The organism is Streptomyces sp. NPDC057616, assembly GCF_042800575.1.
Taxonomy (GTDB): Bacteria; Actinomycetota; Actinomycetes; order Streptomycetales; family Streptomycetaceae; genus Streptomyces.
Window position 1 is genome coordinate 24,149 of record NZ_JBHVGU010000016.1, and the last position, 17,564, is coordinate 41,712.

Sequence of the window (17,564 nt, forward strand, 5' to 3'; positions counted from 1 at the left end):
CGGTCAGGGGGCGCTGACGGGAGCGGCGCCGCCTCCCGCGCCGACCCAGCGGTGATAGGCGTCCACGTCGACATTGCTGCCGCACACGATGGTCACGACATGGCGGCCGGCGAATCGTCCGGGGTCTTCGAGGAGCGCCGCGACGCCGAGCGCGGCCGACGGTTCGACCACGAGGCCGGCGCGGTCGAAGAACAACCGCATGCCCGCGACGACCGACGACTCCCGCACCAGTACGGCGTCGTCGGCGACCAGGAGAAGATCGCCCAGGACGGCCGGGATGGGCCGCCGTCCGACGACTCCGTCGGCGATGGACTGGGCGAACTCGGTCACCACGACGCGCCGTTGGTGGTACGACCGGGTCATCGCCGGTGCGCCCAGCGGCTGGACGCAGATCACCTCGACGCCGGGCGCCAAGGTCTTCAGGACGTGTCCGACACCGGTGGCCAGCGCGCCGCCGCCGAGGGCGACGAGGACGGCGTCGAACCCGGCCGACGGCAGGGCGTCCACCAGCTCGAGGCCGATGGTCGCCGCGCCCTCGCAGGTCTCGATGTCGAGGCTGTCCTCGACCAGCCGGATGCCGTCGTGCCGCGCGATGTCCGCCGCCCGCTCACGGGCCAACTCATGATCCCCATCGACCAGTTCCAGCCCGGCGCCCAGGGCGCGGATGCGATCGAGCTTGGCCGCGGTCGCATGGCGCGATGCCACGACGGTGACGTCGATCCCCCGCCCGCGCCCGGACCAGGCGAGGGCCTGGCCGAGATTTCCGGCGCTCGCGCACACGGCGGCCCGCGAGCCGTTGCCGGCGAGCAGGCTCGTGACCACCTCCGTGCCGCGGCCCTTGAAACTGCGGACCGGGTTCGCCGTCTCGAGCTTGATGCTCACCGTGCACCCGAGATCGGGCTCCAGCGCCTCACACCGGTAGAGCGGGGTGTCGCGGAACACCGGGTCGATCATCCGGCGTGCCGCCCGAATCCGAGCGGTGTCGAGACGCGTCTCCTGCATGACGGAGCAGCGTAACCTCACCCGCCCCGCCACCACGCCGGGCCGGCGGCCACGCTCCTGGGCGCGCCGCGGCGACCCCGCCACGGGCGGATGGCGGGGTCCGCCTGCCGCCTCAGATCCGGCCGCCGGTCATCCGCGTGATCGGACCGTGCGTACGACGTCCCGCCCGTCGGCCTGCCAGGTACGACGTGGCACCCAGCGCCGACACCCCCGCGCCCACGCCGGCGGCGATGAGCTTGCGCTGGGCGATCACCGTCCACGCCGTCTTGGCGAGGGCCGCGGCCTGGCCGGAGGCGGCGACGACGGCCTCACGACCGGCCTGCACACGCTCGGCAGCGCCGTGCACGACCGCCGAGGTCGCCTCGGCCGTACGTCCGGCCTTGTCAGCAGCCGCCGACGCCACGTCATCGGACTTCTCGGCGGCCTTGTTCGCCGCCTGTGACGCGGGGGCGGTCGCCTTCGACGTGGCCCGCCGAGCCTTGGAAGATGCACTCCGCTTCGCTGCGGAACCTTGGTTCGTGCCGCTGTTCGATTGACTCATGAACTTCGCGTTGCCGCTCGCGTCCAAGGCAAACACGATCCGCGCGGACGGTGTGCGCGGACCGGGATCGGCCCGACGCACGACCGCGGGCCGACCTCGCCCTGGGCTCGGCCATCCGCTTCGCGACCGCCGCCCCCGGGTGCGCGAGACGGCGATCCTGATCGTGGCACCCGTCCGGAACCTACGCCGCTTCGCCATCCCCGCGCGTGGACAGTCCGAACTAGGACGCCTGGCCGAGGTGTTCGGTGAAGAAGTCCGCGAGGAGGCCGACGGCGGGGTCCACGTACTGCTTCTTGTCGTAGAGGTCGACATGGCTCGCACCGTCGATCCAGTGGAGCTGCTTGGGCCCGGTGGCCCGCTGGAAGGCGTCGACGCTCATCCAGGCGGTGACGGCGCGGCTGCCCGCCAGCATGAGCAGGGGCCGGGGCCCGATCAGCGGGACGGCGGCGAAGGCGTCGAAGGTCGCCATCCTGTCGACGCTGTTCCAGGTGAAGTAGCTTGCCGCGCGCGGGTGTTGGGCGCGCGGCGTGCGGTAGTAGTCGAACCCCTCGACGGCGTGTTCCCCACCGAGCGCGCGGGCCTGCTCGGCGGTGTCGGGGAAGAGGGTGAGCACCGGCGGCTGCTCGCCCCGGGCCTCCGCGGTGCGTGCCTGGGCCGCGGCGTCCAGCATGGCCTGGAACGCGGCCGGGTCCTGGGTTCCGTCGGCGCCGAGCCGGAACTGGCGCGCGACGTCCACGGCGCTGACCGTGCCGACGGCCTTGATGCGGTGGTCGCTCGCGGTGGCCGGGAGGACGTAGCCGCCGGACGCGCAGATACCGAGTGCCCCGATGCGCTCGGCGTCGACCTCGCCGCGGGTGGTGAGGAAGGAGACCGCGGCCTTGAGGTCCTCGACGCGCTGGGCGGGGTCCTCAAGGCCGCGCGGCAGGCCACCGCTCTCCCCCTGGTAGGCCGCGTCGAAGGCCAGCGTGACGAGACCGCGCTCCGCCAGGCGCTGCGCGTACAGACCGGCGGTCTGCTCCTTCACGCTCGTACCGGGATGACCGACGACGACGGCCGGGCGGGGACCCTCGGCCGGTCCGTCGGGGAGGTAGAGGTGCCCGGCCAGGGTGATGCCGGCACTGTCGAAGGTGACGTCGGTCCTGTTCATGTGGTTCTCCGCAGATGGTGTTCCGGTCGGGCCGCACCGTCGAGGTGGGCCTCGGACCCGGCACTGCGCCGGGCTGATCTCCACGTTCGCCCAGGTCCCAGACGTGCAAAAGCAGCACGTTCTTGCCCGGGAAGGAATCTGCCCCCTCACGGCACCGGGTCCGAAGGGACAATGGGAGACATGACTCCCGCACCTGATCGCAACGAGCTGGCCGCGTTCCTCAAGGCCCGCCGGGCACAGCTGGACCCGGCCGAGGTCGGCCTTCCCGACCCGGGTACGCGCCGCAAGGTGGCGGGCCTGCGCCGCGAGGAGGTCGCGCAGCTCGCGGCGATCAGCGTCGACTACTACACCCGGCTGGAACAGGGCCGCGTACGGGCGTCCGCGTCGGTGCTCGCCACCCTGGCGCGCGCGCTGCGCCTCGACGACGACCAGCAGCGATACCTGTACGAGCTCGCCGGCAAGACCGACGCCCGGCCACGCCGGCGACGGCCCGCGCAGCGTGTGCGGCCCGCGATGAGGCGCCTGCTGGACCAGCTGACGCAGACACCGGCCATCGTGCTGGGCAAGCGCATGGACGTCCTCGAGTGGAACGCCGCGGCCGTGGCGCTCTACGTCGACTTCTCGCAGCTTCCGCCGGACCGGCGCAACTACGTGAGCCTCCTCTTCACGGACCCGGTCATGCGGGGCATGCACCAGCAGTGGGAACACGACGCCCGCGATGCCGTCGCCGCGCTGCGCATGGAGGCGGCCGCCGACCCGGACGACCCCGAACTCGTCCGCCTCGTCGGCGAACTGTCCGTCCAGGACGCCGACTTCCGCACCTGGTGGGCCGAACACCGCGTCAACACCGCGAGCTACGGCACCAAGCACTACGGGCATCGTCTGGTCGGCGACCTCACGCTCGACTGCGACACCTGGGCCAGCCCCGACGGCTCGGGCCAGCGCCTCATGGTCCTCACCGCCGAACCCGGCAGCCCGTCGCACGACGCCCTGCGCATCCTGACGTCCTGGACGGCGGACCAACCGGGCCGGGGCGGTGACCGGGGTGGCCTCGTGGAGGGCCCGAGCACGTGACGCCTGACCGCCCTCGGAGTGCCTCAGGCGCGGGGAGGCAGCACTTCGACGACCTTGGCCGTACCCGCGACCGGCGCGCCCTCGTGCATGGTGATCACGTCACCGACCCGCACATGCCGCCATTGCTCCGGGCTCAAGGGGGCCAGCCGAACGTCGGCGGTCTCTCCGGGACCGAGTTCATCGGCGTCTTCCACCCACAGCGTCGCGACGTTCAGAGATCGCCCGCCGTCCGGTGCGCGGTTTCCGATGTCCCACAGCGGCCTGAGCCGGCCGTCCCCGGAGAAGGCGGTGCGCCGCGGGCCTTCGTCCGCCTCCGGCAGGCTCAACGTCGCCCGGACCATACCGTGCCGGACCTCCCACGCCCGCCACTCGCACCAACGGCGGCCGCGGTCGAGCATCATCTGCCGGGCAGCCTCGGCCAGGAACTCCCAGTACTCCTCGGACATGGGACGGGCATCCGCGATCTCGACGAGAAGGTCGAGCACCAACTCCCACTCCTGGCACCGGATTTCCTCGCGCACGTCCGCGACCGTCAGGCCCCCGCGCACGGCGTCCTCGGGCAGCAACTCGACCGCCTGCCCGAGCAGGGTGAACGCGTCCTCCATGGTGGGGATTGTCACCCCGGGCTATTGCCTGCGCCCACCACCTGTGCGGATAGGGTTGATCCGTGCCTGAGTTGATGCGACTGGATGCAGGTCATGCGCCCTCGGTCCTCGCCTTCGAGTTGGCGAACCGCGACTACTTCGCCTCCTCGGTCACCGACCGCGGCGACGCGTACTTCGCCGAGTTCACCAAGGGGTTCAGTGCCTTGCTGGCCGAGCAGGAGGCCGGCATCTGCGCCTTCTACGTCCTCGTCGGCGAGGACGGCTCGGTGCTCGGGCGGTTCAACCTGTACGACCTCTCGGACGGCAGCGCCGAACTCGGCTACCGGGTCGCGCAGCACGCCTCCGGGCGCGGCGTCGCGACCGCGGCCGTACGCCAGTTGTGCCGGCTGGCGGTGGAGCGGCACGGGCTGCACACCCTCAGGGCGGCCACCTCGCATGAAAACGCCGCGTCCCAGAGGGTGTTGGCCAAGGCCGGGTTCGTCCCGGCCGGGCCGGCCGGGCCCTCGGACCTCGGCGGCAGGACGGGCACCTGGTATCGGCGCGACCTGACCCTCGAGAAGTGAGCCGCGCTCCGGGCGAACGACGCGGCGGGCCACGGCAGAGAGTTTTACGTGCCGACAGGTTGACACGCGCAGGGGATGGAGCGTTCGAACGTTCAGCGGACGGTAATGTGTTCGAGGCTTGAACGGCCCATCGTGGCGCTTGCATTGGCGACCGCGATGGGCATGTCGTCCGTCTGAGCCGCCTGCACGCGACCTCTGAAAGTGGAGTTGATGAACGTGTCGACCGGCGGCAGACCGCTGCGGAGTGGGGCCAACTTAGCGGCAATCGTCTGTGCGATCGCCCTGTTGCCCAGCCCGAGTTACGCGGCCCCGAGCACACCCGACCGACAGGACGACAAATCGATCGAGCAGATCCGCGCCGAACTCGACGGCCTCTACCGCGAGGCGGAGGTGGCCACCGAGGCGTACAACACGGCGAACGAGAAGGCGGCCGCGCAGGAGAAGCGGCTGACCTCGCTCCGCAAGGACCTGGCCCGTACCGAGGGCAGGGTGAACGATCTGCACGACCTGGCGGGTGCGGCCGCCCGTACGCAGTACCGCGGGGGCGACCTCGCCTCCACGGGCATCCAGTTGCTGCTCGGCGACCACCCCGACCAGGCCCTGGACGAGGCGTCGCAGGCCCGTCAGGCGCTGCGGAGCCTGGTCAACGTCTCCGAGACGCAGAAGTCCGCCCGCGCGGAGGTGAGCCGGCAGACCGACGCCGCCGCGAAGAAGCTGCGGGAGCTGAAGAGCACCCGCGCGGACAAGGCCGCGGCCAAGAAGAAGATCGAGACGAAGATCGCCGAGGCCGAGCAGATCGAGGCCGGTCTCCAGACCCGGCAGACGCGCAAGCTCGCCCAGTTGGAGAAGGAGGACACGGAGAAGGCCAAGTCCCGGTGGACGGGCTCCGACGGGGGCGGCGGCACGAAGGCGACGGGGGCGGCCGCGAACGCCGTCGACTTCGCCATGGCCCAGATCGGCAAGCCGTACGTCTGGGGCGCCGTGGGCCCGTCGTCGTACGACTGCTCCGGACTCACCTCCACGGCCTGGGCGGCGGCCGGCCACCCCATACCCCGCACCTCGCAGGCGCAGTGGCACGGGCTGACCCGGGTCAGCCTGTCGTCCGCGCGACCCGGGGACCTGATCATCTACTTCGGCGATGCCACGCACGTGGGCATGTACATAGGGGGCGGGCGGATCGTCCACGCGCCACGGCCCGGACGCACGGTCACGATCGCGCCGGCCGCCTCCATGCCCATCCTCGGCGTCGTACGGCCGGGAGCCTGAGCGCATGACCCACTCGCTGACACCCCGCAACGAGCAGAACCTGCCCGCGCTCGCCGCACCGCCGCTGATCCGTCTCGACGCCTACGTGGCCGAGGACGGTTCGACGGTGGTCAACGGCCATCTGCTGGACATGGGCGGCGTACGCCAGCCCAACGAGGCGATCCTCGACGCCATCGCCATGTTCGCCCGCACCCTGGGAGCGCCGGTGGCGGCCACCGTCATCGACCGCAGCGTCATGCAGGTGGCACGGCTGCGGGTGCACCCCGACGGCTCCAGCCGCACCATCGCCGACGAGGAGGACCTGCCGCCCGGGCGCGAGCGCACGGCCGCGGAGGAGGCGGCGTTCCCGCCGCTCGCCCGTGTGGAGCGCATCATCCAGCACGCGCAGCGTGACGAGCTGCATGCCGCGTTCGTCCTCGCCAGCGCGCTGCGCGAGCACCTCACGCTGCGCAGGGGCGCGGAGGACGAGCTGTCGATGGAGGCGCGGGCCATCGAGGCCTACCTGGCGTACCTGCGCGGCGACTACATGCTCTCCACGGTCCTCGCCCTGACCGTGGCGCGCATCCGCTGCCGCACCGACCTGAACCGGGCGGCGCCCGAGGTGGCCCGCGCCACCGCGGCGTGGCAGCGGCTGCTGGACGAGCGCCAGGTGGTCACCCGCGGGCAGGAGCTGCAGCACATGTGGGAGCGCCTCTCCGCGGAGGGCCTGCTCCTGGAGCCCGCCCACCAGGCCATGGCCCGGGCCGTCCGAAGTCGGCTGGAGCGGGGCGGCGAACCCGTGACGCCCCCGGCAGAGGCGCCGGCTCTGGCCGCGGGCGAGGGGCCGGTGGCCCCCGAGGACAGGCCCCTCAGGCCCACACGGCGCGGACTGCGGCGGTTCACGCGCCGGCCCGGCCGGTCCTCCGAGTCACCGCCCTAGGGGGTCCGGCGCCCCACCTTCCGGCTTTGCTCACCCTTTACCTCTACGGTGAAGGCGGCGTTTGTGTTATCCAAGAGGTGTGCGGTCAGGGATCTCGGGGCTCGATCGCACGGACTCGGGACTGTCACTCCGGCCTGCGCCGGAGTAAGCGAGCTGGGTGAGCTGCATGGATCCCACGCCCTCCTCATCGTCTTCGCCGTTCGACATGGTCAGCGGTGCCCTGTCGGACTACATCCCCGCGGGCGGAACCGCGCAGGCCACAGGTCCCGGCGCCGCGCGGAACCCGAGTCGTGCCCGTCGGCCCGCGGGGGGCGACCAGGAAGGCGGAGGCCGGGAGGGTGGAGGCCGCGGAGGCGGAGGGCAGGAACCCGGCGGGCAGGAGCAGATCCTCGGGGTCGTCACGCTCGACTGGGATCTGAGGATCACCAGCTGCAATCTGAACGCGGCCCCTTTCGCGGGGGTGCGTGCGGCGCGCGGGATCGCGTTCGCCGAGCTGCTGCCTCCCGGGGACGTGGCGACGGTCAGCCAGCGTCTGCGGAACGTCCTGGAGACGCGCGAGGCGCATGTCGCCCGGGTGCAGCGCCTGCGCCGGCAGGACGGGACCGAGATGGTGGTCTCGATGAGCATCCTGCCCGCCAGGGCGCCTTCGGGCGGTCTGACGGTCTCCCTGATCGCCATGGCCAAACGGCTCCACCTCTACGCCTCCGCCGCCGCGATCGGGACGTCACTGGACATCGGCGAGACCGCCCAGTCCCTGGCCCAGTCCCTGCTGGCCTGGGGAGACGTGGCCGCCGTGGACCTCGACTTCGCCGTGTGGACGGGGGAAGCGGTCACCGAGCAGACCCATGAGCGCATCCGGCTGCGACGGGCGGCCCTGGTGCCCGACCGCGCGTGGCCCGAGGGGTATCTGACCTGCGGGGACAACCTTCCCCGCGAGGCGAGCCGGCTGTTGGTGGGCGCGGTCACGCGTGACGACATGCCGCGTGCCACCGTCATCCCCGACCGCGAGGCGATCGAGCAGGTCCTGAGCGAGCCACGGCTGGTGCGCGCCCTGGTACCCGGCGACCGGCCGGCGACCGTGGCGTGCGTACCGCTCGTCGTGGAAGGCCCCGAAGGAGCGCCGGGCCCCATCGTGCTCGGCGTGACCGAGGTCTGGCGGCGGCCGGAGCGCCCCTTCCGCGACAGCGAGCTGCTCGACCTGCAGGAACTCGTGGCCAAGACCGCCCGTCACGTGGACCTGGCCCGCCAGCACCAGCGTGAGCACGCCCAGGTGCTGGCATTGCAGCGCCGGCTGCTGCCACGGGCCGGCAGCGACACCATCGAGGTCGCCAGCGTCTATCTGCCCACCACCCCGGACAGCGCGGGCGTCGGCGGCGACTGGGTGAACAGTTTTCCGCTGCCGGGCGACCGGACCGCGCTGGTGGTCGGCGACGTCGTAGGCCATGGTCTTGGAGCCGCTGCGGCCATGGGCCAGCTGAGCATGGAAGCCCGCGCGCTGCTGTCGGCGGGGCTCGGTCCCGGGGAGGTGCTGGAGCGCCTGGACGAGACGGTGACCCTGCTGGACGACACGGACGCGGGCCTGGCCGCCGGCTACAGCGCGCTCGGCTCGACGTGCTGCATCGCGGTCTACGATCCGGTCGACCACCGGGTCGTGATGTCGAACGCGGGCCATCTGCCCCCGATCCTGGTCCACCCCGACGGGTCCGCCACCACGGTCGCCGCGCAGCCGCACCCGGGCCTGGGGGCCGAGTTCGCCGTACGGGAGCCGTTCGACGTGCAGGAGTTCGCCGCACCGCCGGGCTCGATCCTCGGCCTCTACACCGACGGCCTGGTCGAGGATCCGGCGGCCTCCATCGACGACGGCATCGCCCGGCTCACCGACGCGGTACGCCGGATCCACCCCTGGGACGATCTGCAGAAGACCGCGCGTCGCGTGGTCTCCGATCTCGCCCCGCAGGGCCGCCTGCGCGACGACGTGACGCTGCTGCTCGCCCGCATGACCGGCCGCCGCAGCCGGGACACCGCGACCTGGCACCTCTCCGCCCGCCAGAACACCGCGGCCCGCGCCCGCACGCTGGCCCATTCCCTGCTACGGCAATGGGACATCAGCGCGCTGGCCCTGGACAATGCGCTCCTGGTGATCAGCGAACTGGTCACCAACGCCGTCCTGTTCGGCGCCGAGCCCGTGACCGTACGGCTGGTGAAGGCCGGGGGCCGCCTCACGTGCGAGGTCTGCGACACCGGCAACGGCCGCCCGCGCCTGCGCCACGCCGAGGCACTCGACGACAGCGGGCGCGGCCTGCACGTCATCCACAAGCTCACCACGCGCTGGGGCGTGCGGTGGACCAGCACCGGCAAGGCGGTGTGGGCGGAGCTGGACGTGTAGCCCCCACGGTGACTACAGGTGACGGCCGTCACCGCGGTGACCGTCCCTCAGGGTGAGGAAGCGGGCGTCAGAGCCACTCCCCCTCGATCGCCGTGGCCGTCAGCCCGGGCGCGGCCGCGTACAGCACGGTGCGGCTGCCCGTCTTCTGTCCGGCGTCGTGCGCCCGCCGAAGGATGTCGAGTACGGCCGCACCACCCCGGTTGCCGGTGGTGTAGCTGTCCCGGCTGTAGTCCAGCAGCCCCTTCGGCCACCCGTCGGGCATCGTCTGCTCCATGTACTCCATCACCCGGGTCCCGCCGGGATGGGCGAGCAGCAGGTCGGGGTTCCATGGGTGCGCGTCGTTCTCGTGGCGCCTGTGCAGCCAGGTCCACATCTCGGTGACGGTCTCCTGCACGGCGCGCGGTCCGCGGCGGTCCATCACGAAATGCGTGCCGTCGGCCCGGGTGTCCAGCCAGTGCAGGTCCGAGGTTCCGGGGAGCGTGTGGTGCCAGGCGGCATCCAGGCGCAGGATCGATTCTGCCCGGGGGCGGCCGGTGACCACCGCGGCGACGGCGGTGTCCGCGAACAGCAGGCGGACGATGAGGGATTCCAGCGTGTCGTCGGCGGGCTGGTAGGTGGTGCTCAGCGCCTCCGATATGACCACCAGCACGACGCGGTCGGGGTCCGCGGCGACGAGATCGGCCGCCAGCGCCAGCGATCGGGTCCCGGCGATGCAGGCCCACTGGCTGGCCGGCAGCAGCAGTACGTCGCTGCGCAGCGGGAGCCGGTTCAGCAGCGACAGGTCCAGTCCCGGCAGGGCCGGGGTGGTGGAGTGACTGGTGATCAGGCAGTCGACGTCCGAGGTCGCCAGCCCGGCGATCTCGAGGGCCTCGCGGGCCGCGTGCTCCGCGTACCTCTGGACGGCGGCCCAGGCGGGCGCGGTGCGTTCCTGGATGGTCTGCGGTGCCGGTATCGCCTCCAGTGCGGCGATCGCACGGTCCACCTCCGCGTCGCCGAACCCGCTGCGGGCCAGTGCTTCACGGGCCGGACCGGCGCTCGGAGTTCGCAGGCCGCTCCCGCTGCTGGGTGCGACGGCCGTCTCCAGCGGCAGCATCCACCCCCGTGAGGTGATCCCCGTGCTCGCGGCGATGCCGTCGATGCGCGGCAGCCACGACGCCTGCGGATGCCGGCTTCGCACCTCGTCCAGTATCTGGTTTGTCCTCACGGCGTGTTCGCCGTGCACTACAGCGGGAGGACACAGGTAGGCGTCCACATTCCGCCCCTTTCCCGGCAAACCTTGTCGGCCTGAAATGGCCGAAATCTGCCTGAATCGGCAGTGTGGGGTCAAGGTGCCGCAGGAGCACTGTACTTCGCATCGAACGTCCATTGGTTGAATTCACGATGAAGCCATGAGGTGCGCATACTGGGCCAATTGCCCATCCCGCGGAGATGCCGGCGGTGAGAAATCCGCACATTTCGCGTCCCGAAGATGCCGTACGACGACGGCGACCGGGCCCGGGCATTCAGCCCGGACCCGGTCGATCGGCAGACGGTACCGGCCAGTTGGGATTCCCGATCACTCGGCCGATCGAGCTTCGCCTCAGCGGCACGTCCCGTCGCAGTCCCAGATCCAGAACTCCCCGCAGCCGCCGTCGGAGATCGTGCATCCGCCGCCGATGCAGTCGCTGAAGAGGCACGCGTCCGAGAACGAACTGCAGGCACAGTCCTGCGCCAGGACCTCCGACGGTCCCAGCGTGGCCAGCAGTTGCACGGCCTGCTCCTTGCCGAACGCCGCGATGGCGGATTCGGTCAGGTCGCTGTGCAGGGGGCGTGCGAGCGGGCGCCGATGGAAGGTCGCCGGGTCGGCGGCGGTGGTGCGGGCCCGTGCGAGGACCGTGGCCTGCCTGGCCGTGGGCTGCGGATGGGCGGTGCGGAAGCGGTCGACGTGCTCCACCCACAGGCGGCTGCGGGCGGCCGGAGGAAGTGCCGCATGGACGGCGCGGCGGTGAGCCAGGGGCAGGGCGGTCACGTCGGCATAGGTGGTGGGCAGTCGCCCGGCGTGCGCTTCGACCCATTTGTCCGCGGCCGCGGCGTCCTGCCCTTCGGCGAACGCGGGTGTACCGCCCTTGAACAGGATGGTCGAGGCAACCGCGAGCCCTCCGGCGACGCGCAGGAACTGCGCACGGCTCGCGCCCGTGCCGGCCGGTGAGCCGGTGGTCCCCTCACGCGCCTCCCCCAGCGCCCGCAGGACGCGGACCGTGGCCCGTGGGCCGAGGCGTCGTAGCAGCTGGAACGTCATCGACGGGCCGGTCCAGGCACGGACGGACTCGCGACCTCCGGATGTGGATCGCTCCGGCGCCTCCGCGAGGTCGCCTGTCCTGGTGGTGACCTTCAGCAGAGTCGGCGCCCAGGGTGCGTCCGGCCCCAGGGCGCCCGCACGCCAGGCGCGGACGTCGGCCCGGCCGAGCGCGACCACCTCCAGCCGCGCCGCACAGGCGTTGAACACGATCGAGGACACGGCGCGGCACGTCGCGCACGACGCGTCGAAGGCCAGCATCCAGCGGACGTCGGACTCGTGAGAGACGTGTCCGTCGGTGGTGGGCATCTGTGGAGTCTCCATTCCCCCGCGGTCAGGTGCGGGCGCCCGGCCAGGGCCGTGTCTGGCCCGCGCCGGCGGCACCATCCTGCTGGCGCGCTCCACGGCGAAACAGCTCACGAACCGTTCACGTATGACCGGTACGGGAGGTCACTGCGCGCGGTCCGGTCCGTCCTGTTCGCCGCGGCCGTCGAGTCCGGCGAGGCCGTCGAGCTGTCGCTCCACCTGGTCGGCCTCCTCGTCACGCCCTTGCTGCCGGAACAGGTCCCGCGCCTCCTGCCACACCGTGCGGGCCCGGTCGTGGTGGCCGAGGGCGGCGTGGGTGTGGCCGAGTCGCTCCAGTGTGTCGGTGGTCTCGTAGGTGTTGTCGAGGTCGCGGTACAGGCTGATGGCCTCGCGGTAGTGCCGGACGGCGTCGTGGTGACGGCCGCTGTGGTGGTCGATGTAGCCGAGGCTGTCCTCGGTCTGCGCCTGGCCGTTCACGTCCTGGTGCTGCTGGTACAGGGCGAGCGCTGCCTGGCAGTGCTCGCGGGCGGTGTCGTACTCGCCCAGGCGCGCGGCGTACCAGCCGACGGCGTTGAGCGCGTTGCCTTCGCGGATCGGCTCGTCGAGCCCGCGGTAGAGGTCCAGCGCGAGTCTGGCGTGCTCCAGCGCCCGCCGGCCGTCGGGCCAGATCGACGCGAGCGTGTAGTGCGCGTGGGCCTGGAGGGCCCGGTCGTTCTGCTGCTCGCTCAGGGCGAGTGCCTGGTTCAGGGAGCTGATCGCTTCCTCGTGGTGCCCGAGGACGACATGGGCGCGGCCGAGCAGGCGATGGCTGAGGATCTGGGCGTCGGGGTCGGGCACCCGGCCCGCGGAGTCGACCGCGATCCGCCACACCGCGAGCTGATCATGGCGGTGGCCTCGCCGGTAGTGGAAGTCGTTCAGCGTCCACGCCAGTTGCCAGGCCGTGCGGTGCAGTCCGTGGGCGGCGGCGGTGCACTGCGCGGCGAGCAGATTCTGGTGCTCGGCGTCGAACCACTCCATCGCCGCCGGGATGTCGGACAGGGGCTGCGGATGGCAGGCGGCCGCCGGCGGGGCGAGGTCGATGACCTCGCGGTGGGAGTCAAGCAGGCGGGCGCCGGCGTGGGCCGTGTGCGTGTAGAAGTCGAGGACCCGCCGCAGCGCCGCCGCCCGCGTCTCGTCGCCGAGGTCGTGGGCGGTGCCGGCGTAGCGGCGGATCAGGTCGTGCATGCGGTAGCGGCCGGCGCCGTCCTGGTCGATGAGCGAGGCCTGTTCCAGTCTGCGCAGCAGGGCCCGGGTCCGGCTTCGGCCGCGGCCGGTGAGGCTGTCGGCGGCAGCAGGACCGATGTCGGGTCCGGGCGCGATCGCGAGCAGTCCGAACACCTCGGCCTCCTCGTCGGTCAGCGCGCGCTGGGACAGGGAGAGCACGGCGGGCAGGCTCGCGGCCGGGTCGGCGTCGTCGAGCACGTCGAGTGCGCCCTCGCGCAGTTCGTCGGCGAGCTCGGAAAGCGGCAGACGCGGGTGGGTGTGGGCGCGGCTGGCGATGATGCTCAGCGCCAGCGGGAACCCGCCGCACAGCCTGACGAGTTCGTCCGCCGCGGCCGGTTCGGCGTCGATACGTGGGCCGCCGAGCCGGGCGACGAGGAGTCCGCGGGCCTCGCTGTCGGTGAGCGTGTCGACGGACAGGTGATGGGCGCCGTGACCGGTGATCAGACCGGACAGCCGGTTGCGGCTGGTGACCGCGACGGTACAGGTGTCGCCGCCGGGCAGCAGGGAGGCGATCTGGGCGGTGTCCGCGGCGTTGTCCAGGACCAGCAGCATCCGCTTGTCCGCGACCAGGCTGCGGAACAGGGCCGCCTGGGCGTGTGGCGCCACAGGGATACGGCCGGGCTCGACGCCCAGCGCGTCGAGGAATCCGCGGACCGCCACGGCCGGATCCATCGGATCGCTGTCGGGGCTGAATCCCCGTAGGTCCACGAAGAGTTGACCGTCCGGGAAACGGTCGGCATTGCGGTGCGCCCAGTGCAACGCCAGCCACGACTTGCCGACCCCGCCGGCACCGGCGATCGCGGAGATGACCACGGTGCCCGCCGCACCCGACCCGGCCCCCAGCGCGGAGTCCAGCCGGTCGAGTTCGTCCTGCCGACCCACGAACGGCGCCGGTGGGGCGGGCAGTTGGCGAGGCACCGGGACAGCCGGGGACTCGGCCGCACCGGTCGCCGCCGCCAGCAGCCCGTCCCGTTCGGTCGGCCCCAGGTCCAGTGCTGCGGCGAGTTGGCGTACCGAAGCCAGCTGAGGGTTGCGGCGTTTGCCGGTCTCCATGCCGCGGATCGTGCTGACCGACACACCGGACCGCTCGGCCAGTGCTTCCTGGGTCAGCCCCGCGCGTAATCGGTACCGCCGGATGGCCACGGCGAAGAGATCGTCCACAGGAACCTTCCTACCAGGACGTTCGACCGGACGTGACCTGTTCGGAGTGAGCGGTGCACCATGTGCACGGCCCACCGACCCGCCGGCCCCCCCAACCCCGACCCCCGACGCCGGCTACTGGATGCTCCAGTCGTGCGGATGGCCGGGATCGTCGGGGCAGGCGAAGATGTTCAGCTCGCCCCACCGGCCCACCGTGACCTCGGTCGGCCTGGCGTGCAGGTGCGTGGCCAAGTCCCGTTCCTCCAGCGGCTTCCAGCTGCCGCTGCCGCCGTCCCATTCCGAGCTGTCGACCGTCAGCAGCAGATGCATCGGCGCCGCGCAGGCCCGGCAGGTCATGGGGGCCGGGTCGGTGGTGTGCCAGGACGCGAAACCGCCCGCGCGCCAGCCGGGCGGGATGGACAGGTCGTACTGGTACCCCACCGGATCCGGCTCGTCGTCGGCCTCCGATTCCTCGGCCTGCTTCTCCAGGCCCTCTTCCCAGGCGTCGATCCGTGTCCGCAGCTCGTCGGGAAGCAGACCGGCGAACGGGTAGGTGGTCACCCGCTCCGGATGCAGGACGCACGGTTCGGGTACGTAGCCGTCGAAGCCGACGACCCGCGGCCGCGGCGGCGCGGTCAGCAGGTCGATGACGTCCTCCGAACGGCGCCAGCGCAGGTCGATCAGCATGCCGTAGCCGGTCGGCCCGTGCGCGTCGAAGGGGCACCAGAACACCTGAAGCAGATCGCGGCCGTCCGGACCGGCGGGCAGGTCCGGGACGTCACGTCGGTACAGCTGCGCGACGCAGATCATCGGCAGCGGATCGTCCGCGGCGCTCCCAGCGACGACGTGCTCGTCGTCGAGCGCGTCCAGTTCTTGCCGTTCCGCTTCCGTGGGGCCGGAGTCGGGGTGACGGAGCCACGCATCGGCCAGGATCTGCCGCCGTCGGCGGATGTCGGCCGGGCGCTCACCACGCGCTCGCTCGTGCTGCTCGGTACACACCGGCCAGGGTTCGTCGGCCGGCCAGAGGACCGGGCCGCCCACGGAGCTGTCCGTCACGTCCGGTTGGCCCGGGCGCGGGTGCAGCCGGGTGGTGGTGCCCCGGTGGGCCGCGAGCTCCGGGAAGAGCGCTTCGACGTCGACGGGGCGCGGGGGCGTGGTCCTCGGCATACACGGAACCCTAGACAGCTGCCGGACCCGCGGTGTCGGCGCGGTAGCACTCAGGGCGCGGCACGAGGGATGATGCCCCCGAGCACAGGGGGAAGCTGATGAAAACGCGCCTGCGTCAGATCCACGGCGGCGGACCACGAGTCGCTGCCGACCACACCCGGACATCCGAGATCCTGCTGAAGTTCTTCGTCCTGGCCGGCCTGCTGTATCTCGTGGTCCGCGTCTTCCAGTGGGGCGCATGGATCGCGTTCGCAGGTGCGAGCGTGTACCTCCTCTGGGAGATCACCCGTATCAACGGCGCCCTGGGCGAACTCGCCCGCCTCCGCGACGAGCGGTCCCTGCCACGGCGGCAATCGGGGCAGCAGCCCCAGTAGGGCGCCGGCGTCACACTGCGGCTACCAGCCGACCGCCACCAGCAGCCACTGCGGACTGGCGTGCGAGATGAACGAGGACTGGCCCGCCACGTCGTCGTACGGGAACCCGTAGGCGAGTTGGTTGATCGCGTTGTCGTGCCAGAACTTGGCGTAGTAGTTCGCCGGTGCCGCCTTGTAGAACTGGGCCGGGTCGGACTGCTGGGAGGCCGGCAAAGCGGCGACGTGGCGGTTGAGTGCTGCGCACATGTTCGGGTTGCCCGCCAGCGAGGCGGCGCAGCCGAAGATGTCGGAGGTGGCCGCGTTCACGCCCACGGACTGGGCGTACGCGGTGAAGTAGTTCGCGTTGGCACCGCCCGCGCGGAAGCTCGGGTCACTGCCGGGCGCGATGATCCGGTACGGGGCCTGGGTCTGGGCCAGCACCTTGAACTGGTCCGGGACGGCCGCGATGAAGCGCTGGAAGGTGCTGGCGCGGTCTTCGGCGAAGGTCTGCCGGTTCTCGCCGACCTCGACGTCGTAACCGTCCTTGGAGTGCAGGCGCATGGCCAGCTTGAGCCCGAAGGCGTCGACCCGGGTGGTGTTGCCGTTGAAGACGTTGTTGCCGACGGTGAACTCGATGAAGTCGTAGTAGGGGCTGCTGGGCGAGCCCAGGTAGAAGTACATGCGGCCCGCGGAGTTGGCGGGCATGTCGAGGTAGGGCTGCTCGGCGATGGAGTGCGTCTGGCCGTTGAAGCTCCAGTACACCTGGCTGTCGGGGTACTTGCCGTTGGTGCGGTTGAGGATCTTCACCTCGACGGCGTTGCTCGCCGGGGGTATGTCGCTGGTACTGCCCCAGAAGTCGTCCGGCGGGGTTGTGGTGCCGCCGGGGCCGTAGATCTGGAACTCCCAGAGGGAGTAGCCGTACGGGGTGGCGCGCGCGGTGCCGTACAGGCGGACGTAGCGTCCGCTGCCGGAGACGGTCAGGTTCTGGGTGCCGCCGGTGGCGGTGGTCGTGGAGTGGACGGTGGTCCAGGTATTGGCGTCGTTGGAGGTCTGGATCTGGAAGGCGGTCGCGTAGGCGGCCTCCCAGTTGAGCGTGACGCGGCTGAGCTGCTGGACGGAACCGAGGTCGATCCTGATCCACTGCGGGTCCGCGAAGGCAGAGGACCAGCGGGTGCCGGTGTTGCCGTCAACTGCCGCGCTCGCCGGGAAGGTTGCGTTCTCGGTGGAGGAGGCCGTGGCGGGTCTGCCCTGGGAGAGCAGGGTGTCGGCCGCGTGCGCGGGCGACGGAGCCAGGGCCGCGAAGAAGGCGGCGATCAGGACGACGACGAGACCGAGGGCGGCGCGTGAGCGGGCGGCGCCTGCCGGTGGTCTGCGGGTGGGTGCGCCGACGTGACTCTGCATGCGGGGTCTCCTCAAGCCGGTACGGCGTGCGTGGGGGTGGAGCAACAGCAGACGTGAGAGCGCTCTCTGGGGTTGTAGTCCCGGCAATGCCCGCCGTCAACAACTGAAGCCGAAATCACATGGGTCGGGCCCGACCCTTACATCCCTTGACGCGTC

General features: G+C 71.7%; 15 protein-coding genes. 6 read left to right on the forward strand and 9 right to left on the reverse strand.

The window, feature by feature from the left end:
* Positions 1-3 precede the first annotated feature (3 nt).
* From ACFU97_RS21045 to ACFU97_RS21055, 3 genes are all read right to left on the reverse strand, one after another.
* A complete protein-coding gene (locus tag ACFU97_RS21045) occupies positions 4-1,002 on the reverse strand; it encodes a threonine/serine dehydratase (protein WP_384258578.1) in 999 nt (332 codons plus the stop codon).
* A gap of 112 nt (positions 1,003-1,114) precedes the next feature.
* On the reverse strand, positions 1,115-1,543 hold the full coding sequence (locus ACFU97_RS21050; RefSeq protein WP_384258931.1) for a hypothetical protein: 429 nt from the start codon (positions 1,541-1,543) through the stop codon (positions 1,115-1,117).
* A 220-nt stretch (positions 1,544-1,763) separates the two neighbouring features.
* Positions 1,764-2,690, reverse strand: coding sequence for an alpha/beta hydrolase (locus ACFU97_RS21055; protein WP_384258580.1), 927 nt, complete (start codon positions 2,688-2,690; stop codon positions 1,764-1,766).
* 180 nt (positions 2,691-2,870) lie between these two features.
* On the opposite strand from ACFU97_RS21055, the gene ACFU97_RS21060 reads away from it, so the two are divergent.
* Positions 2,871-3,764 (forward strand): helix-turn-helix domain-containing protein, encoded by an 894-nt coding sequence (locus ACFU97_RS21060; RefSeq protein WP_384258583.1) that lies wholly within the window; start codon positions 2,871-2,873, stop codon positions 3,762-3,764.
* A 23-nt stretch (positions 3,765-3,787) separates the two neighbouring features.
* On the opposite strand, the gene ACFU97_RS21065 is transcribed toward ACFU97_RS21060, so the two are convergent.
* On the reverse strand, positions 3,788-4,369 hold the full coding sequence (locus ACFU97_RS21065; protein WP_384258585.1) for a hypothetical protein: 582 nt from the start codon (positions 4,367-4,369) through the stop codon (positions 3,788-3,790).
* A 62-nt stretch (positions 4,370-4,431) separates the two neighbouring features.
* Here ACFU97_RS21065 and ACFU97_RS21070 point away from each other — a divergent pair, with 62 nt between their 5' ends.
* The 4 genes from ACFU97_RS21070 to ACFU97_RS21085 all read left to right on the forward strand — a co-directional run bounded on the left by ACFU97_RS21070 (position 4,432) and on the right by ACFU97_RS21085 (position 9,503).
* On the forward strand, positions 4,432-4,932 hold the full coding sequence (locus tag ACFU97_RS21070; protein WP_384258588.1) for a GNAT family N-acetyltransferase: 501 nt from the start codon (positions 4,432-4,434) through the stop codon (positions 4,930-4,932).
* 210 nt (positions 4,933-5,142) lie between these two features.
* Positions 5,143-6,198, forward strand: coding sequence for an NlpC/P60 family protein (locus ACFU97_RS21075; RefSeq protein ID WP_384258591.1), 1,056 nt, complete (start codon positions 5,143-5,145; stop codon positions 6,196-6,198).
* Between the two features lie 4 nt (positions 6,199-6,202).
* Positions 6,203-7,117 (forward strand): hypothetical protein, encoded by a 915-nt coding sequence (locus ACFU97_RS21080; protein WP_384258593.1) that lies wholly within the window; start codon positions 6,203-6,205, stop codon positions 7,115-7,117.
* Between the two features lie 166 nt (positions 7,118-7,283).
* On the forward strand, positions 7,284-9,503 hold the full coding sequence (locus tag ACFU97_RS21085; protein ID WP_384258595.1) for a SpoIIE family protein phosphatase: 2,220 nt from the start codon (positions 7,284-7,286) through the stop codon (positions 9,501-9,503).
* A 67-nt stretch (positions 9,504-9,570) separates the two neighbouring features.
* Here ACFU97_RS21085 and ACFU97_RS21090 read toward each other — a convergent pair whose 3' ends face one another.
* The 4 genes from ACFU97_RS21090 to ACFU97_RS21105 form a co-directional block, all read right to left on the reverse strand.
* Entirely contained in the window at positions 9,571-10,755 is a 1,185-nt protein-coding gene (locus ACFU97_RS21090) for a type III polyketide synthase (RefSeq protein ID WP_384258597.1), read from the reverse strand.
* Between the two features lie 327 nt (positions 10,756-11,082).
* On the reverse strand, positions 11,083-12,087 hold the full coding sequence (locus ACFU97_RS21095; protein WP_384258599.1) for a bacteriocin fulvocin C-related protein: 1,005 nt from the start codon (positions 12,085-12,087) through the stop codon (positions 11,083-11,085).
* 141 nt (positions 12,088-12,228) lie between these two features.
* Positions 12,229-14,508: an ATP-binding protein gene (locus tag ACFU97_RS21100; RefSeq protein ID WP_384258601.1), complete on the reverse strand. Its 2,280-nt coding sequence runs from the start codon at positions 14,506-14,508 to the stop codon at positions 12,229-12,231.
* Between the two features lie 114 nt (positions 14,509-14,622).
* On the reverse strand, positions 14,623-15,654 hold the full coding sequence (locus ACFU97_RS21105; RefSeq protein WP_384258603.1) for a hypothetical protein: 1,032 nt from the start codon (positions 15,652-15,654) through the stop codon (positions 14,623-14,625).
* A 98-nt stretch (positions 15,655-15,752) separates the two neighbouring features.
* Here ACFU97_RS21105 and ACFU97_RS21110 point away from each other — a divergent pair, with 98 nt between their 5' ends.
* Positions 15,753-16,028: a hypothetical protein gene (locus ACFU97_RS21110; RefSeq protein WP_384258606.1), complete on the forward strand. Its 276-nt coding sequence runs from the start codon at positions 15,753-15,755 to the stop codon at positions 16,026-16,028.
* Between the two features lie 21 nt (positions 16,029-16,049).
* Here the strand turns inward: ACFU97_RS21110 and ACFU97_RS21115 are convergent, their stop codons facing one another.
* The gene (locus ACFU97_RS21115) at positions 16,050-17,408 is read right to left on the reverse strand and encodes a beta-1,3-glucanase family protein (protein WP_384258608.1); all 1,359 of its coding nucleotides are present in this window, start codon (positions 17,406-17,408) and stop codon (positions 16,050-16,052) included.
* Positions 17,409-17,564 lie beyond the last annotated feature (156 nt).

Coding starts and splice junctions, on each gene's coding strand:
- ACFU97_RS21045 (WP_384258578.1), bottom strand. CDS start 1,002: ATGCAGGAGACGCGTCTCGACACCGCTCGGATTCGGGCGGCACGCCGG.
- ACFU97_RS21050 (WP_384258931.1), bottom strand. CDS start 1,543: ATGAGTCAATCGAACAGCGGCACGAACCAAGGTTCCGCAGCGAAGCGG.
- ACFU97_RS21055 (WP_384258580.1), bottom strand. CDS start 2,690: ATGAACAGGACCGACGTCACCTTCGACAGTGCCGGCATCACCCTGGCC.
- ACFU97_RS21060 (WP_384258583.1), top strand. CDS start 2,871: ATGACTCCCGCACCTGATCGCAACGAGCTGGCCGCGTTCCTCAAGGCC.
- ACFU97_RS21065 (WP_384258585.1), bottom strand. CDS start 4,369: ATGGAGGACGCGTTCACCCTGCTCGGGCAGGCGGTCGAGTTGCTGCCC.
- ACFU97_RS21075 (WP_384258591.1), top strand. CDS start 5,143: ATGAACGTGTCGACCGGCGGCAGACCGCTGCGGAGTGGGGCCAACTTA.
- ACFU97_RS21080 (WP_384258593.1), top strand. CDS start 6,203: ATGACCCACTCGCTGACACCCCGCAACGAGCAGAACCTGCCCGCGCTC.
- ACFU97_RS21085 (WP_384258595.1), top strand. CDS start 7,284: ATGGATCCCACGCCCTCCTCATCGTCTTCGCCGTTCGACATGGTCAGC.
- ACFU97_RS21095 (WP_384258599.1), bottom strand. CDS start 12,087: ATGCCCACCACCGACGGACACGTCTCTCACGAGTCCGACGTCCGCTGG.
- ACFU97_RS21105 (WP_384258603.1), bottom strand. CDS start 15,654: ATGCCGAGGACCACGCCCCCGCGCCCCGTCGACGTCGAAGCGCTCTTC.
- ACFU97_RS21110 (WP_384258606.1), top strand. CDS start 15,753: ATGAAAACGCGCCTGCGTCAGATCCACGGCGGCGGACCACGAGTCGCT.
- ACFU97_RS21115 (WP_384258608.1), bottom strand. CDS start 17,408: ATGCAGAGTCACGTCGGCGCACCCACCCGCAGACCACCGGCAGGCGCC.